2 protein-coding genes are annotated in these 3,113 nt (G+C 47.2%); one reads left to right on the forward strand and one right to left on the reverse strand.

Features of this window, described 5'->3' with window-relative positions; all coding sequences use genetic code 11:
* The first annotated feature begins 236 nt into the window (after positions 1 to 236).
* Complete coding sequence (speD, locus tag HWQ67_RS15195) at positions 237 to 650, forward strand: adenosylmethionine decarboxylase (RefSeq protein ID WP_218253534.1); 414 nt, start codon at positions 237 to 239, stop codon at positions 648 to 650.
* Positions 651 to 866: 216 nt separating this feature from the next.
* Here the strand turns inward: speD and HWQ67_RS15200 are convergent.
* Positions 867 to 3,113: diguanylate cyclase (locus HWQ67_RS15200; RefSeq protein WP_218253535.1), on the reverse strand; the 2,247-nt coding region annotated here is incomplete at its 5' end.

The following is a 3,113-nucleotide window of genomic DNA, read 5'->3' on the forward strand; positions in this document are numbered from 1 at the left end:
TTCGCAGGAATGACAGTTACAGGCGTTTTCCAAGTGTGTCATTCCTGGCTTGACCAGGAATCCATGATGCATAAAAGCGTAGTTACCATGAAATATAAAGAGGATACATCAAATCGATATCTGCTATAAATAAAAATCTGCAATAGCTATTGACAACACTGATAGTTCTTTTATATAATCTTTAATAGTTAAAGGAACGTGATTCCTTATATTAAACAGAAAGTGGGGGTAGGGAATTGTATGCTTTAGGTACTCACCTTTTGGTTGAATTGAGAGATTGTAACACGAGCAAATTAATGGATTTGCAGGAAGTAACAGATGCAATGGTAGGCGCGGCAAAGGAAGCAAGGGCAACGGTAGTGGATGTGTCCTTCCACGAGTTTAATCCCTTCGGGATAAGCGGGATGGTTATAATCGCAGAATCTCACCTTTCTATTCACACATGGCCGGAGTACAGGTATGCGGCAGTGGATATCTTCACCTGTGGAGACATCATTGATCCCGGTACGGCGGCCAGTTATCTAATCAAGAGGTTTGACTCAAGAAATCCCTCTATTGTCGAAATGAAACGGGGGATAATCTCCCACGATAACGTCAAGCTTCCACACAAGGTATGTTTAGATGATGTTCGTCTTACAGTCAACGCATAGGGCAATGCCAATGTCAGGGATGGCAGAGAGGCTAACTTGTCAGATACCGGGCATTGGGGCCTTGCAGCTTACGGCTTGGACACTGTCTGTGGCAAAGCTGTATCTTTTTATAAAGACACTAAGGCTTTAAACAAAGCCGGCGCTCCCCCGGCCAGCACACTCTAGGGTAGTTCCACCGTTTGTTTCCCTGTCACCGATTACCTCCTGGCCAGTCGCTTAAATCACCTCTGTAAACACACACTCACCACTGACCTCTTCAGCCATGCAGACCCTGTTGCGTCCTTCATGTTTTGCACGGTAGAGGGCCGCATCTGCTGCCTGTAATACTATGCTAGTGTCAGCCCCGTGAACCGGTAAGACCGCCACCCCCATCGATAACGTTATGGTGCCAAGGGACTGCTGCTTATACATGACGTGCATGTGACAGGCGGCCTCTCTTATCTGCTCTGCCCGCTGCATGGTCACCTCAGCGGAGGCCTCGGGCATGATGATGGTAAACTCCTCCCCTCCATACCTGCAAGCTATGTCTCCACCGCGAATTTGTTTGGTAAGAAACATGCCCAACTCACAAAGCAGCTTGTCTCCGCCATCGTGTCCAAAGGTGTCGTTGAACTGTTTGAAGTGGTCTATGTCTATCATTATTATCCCAATGGGCGTGTACTTACGCATGGAACGCTGCCACTCCAGCTCAAGCGATTCCTTCATGTAGCGACGGTTAAACAGTCCCGTAAGCGGGTCACGCATGGACATGTTTCTGAGCGATTCCTGGAGCTTGAGGTTGATTATCGCCAGGCCACATCCCTCTGCCAACCTCATGGCCAATTGTTCCTTTTCTGTGAACCAATCCTGTTCGTATGACTTCCCTTTCAATGAATCAAGCAACAGGTGCAGCATCCCTATCGTCTCACCCTTGGCCATGATGGGCGTACAGATGTAGGGAATACCCTTCTCCCTCACATGTTGACAGGCAATATCCCTGGCCTCATCAACCATGATATGTACATGGCCACGCCTCAGCCCCCAACACTCGTTCTGTGTGATCACAAGCTCCTGGGGTGGGGGATTGCCCCAAACGGATATGCCCTCAAGCAGGTTCCGCGATGAGTTATAGATGTAAAGCGCACCCCTGTCACGAGGAAACAACTGCGACACCGTGTTTGTTATAACAACGCTGGCCTCCTCAACACAGTTACAGGCCTGAAACAACTCGCTCATCCTGCTAAACAACCCGCTCTCCAACTCGCGCAACTCCAGCAGCCTTGCCTTGGTCTTAAGTTCCACATTGCTCTTTTGCATCTCAATGCCGTAGGTCAGCAGTTTTTCGCTATGGTCTTTCAGCTCTGTAACCATAGTGTTAAACGCTGCCGACATTCGTCCCATTTCGTCCTTTGAGCGAACGTCTATGTTTATATCAAGGTTGCCCTTGCCCACTTCGCTGAAGCCGTGTGACAAGGTCTCCAGCGGCCTTGTCATCCGCCGTGCGAAGATATATATAGTGACCAAACCCGCAATAGCAAACAGGACAGAGACTATTGCCATTCTGGTTCTTAGTTGTCTGACAGGCGCAAAGGCCACTTTCGATGGTATGTTCATAATTAACGTCCAATTGTTTCCTTTAAAGTCCCCGTATCCACGTTCACGATTAAAGGCCAATATCTCCTCATCTGCGCCATCGGAATGCCGATGCCTGGCACTGCCACTGTTTTTGCCCGATAACAACATAGGTTTGGCAAATCCCCATTCAGGCGATGTCTCTTTCAGTATACCTTTTGCATTATCGCTGGAATACAAGAGTATCCCTTCACTATTGACCAGGTCTACCGCCATCTTTACGTTATTGTCATGATCACCAGTAGCCTTCTTGACTATATCATCCAGGACAGCGAGGGACAGTCTTAAGACGAGTACACCCAAAGAAGCGCCATCCCTGTCCTTGACATAGGTCACAAACCTGATCACGTTATCACTTAAGGTACTTGAGAAACTTACGTCTACAAGAACGTCTGTCCCCTCTTTTAGTTGTGTCCAGTATCCCCTAAGTGGATACTGTTGTCCGATATCCTTACCGAACGTATCGGCAATGCGTACCCTTTCTGGTGTAAAAAACGACAGCGATAAGTAGGATCCATAGTTACTCTGGTATGACTTTAGTCTTTCTGTAATTTGCTCGGGGGTTGATTGTCTCGATGCAATTATCGGGTCTCTTGCTATGTTTTTTACGTCTACGTATTTTTCGTAGAGCATCATGTCGATCTTGTCCACGGCGTGGAACGTATAAGTTTCAAGCGTTGCCCTGATCTGCCTGTCCAATATGTCAACGGTCGTACTCTGCCCTATATACATCGCTACGGTCAGAAACACTATGCCTATGCCTGAGAAAAATAAAATTAACTTTGTCGATAGTCTCATATCATTTCTCTTCCTCACTATAGAGTTTTTTATGACACTATCTATGATAGCATA

The organism is Candidatus Magnetobacterium casense (genome assembly GCF_019173545.1).
GTDB classification, from domain to species: Bacteria; Nitrospirota; Thermodesulfovibrionia; order Thermodesulfovibrionales; family Magnetobacteriaceae; genus Magnetobacterium; species Magnetobacterium cryptolimnobacter.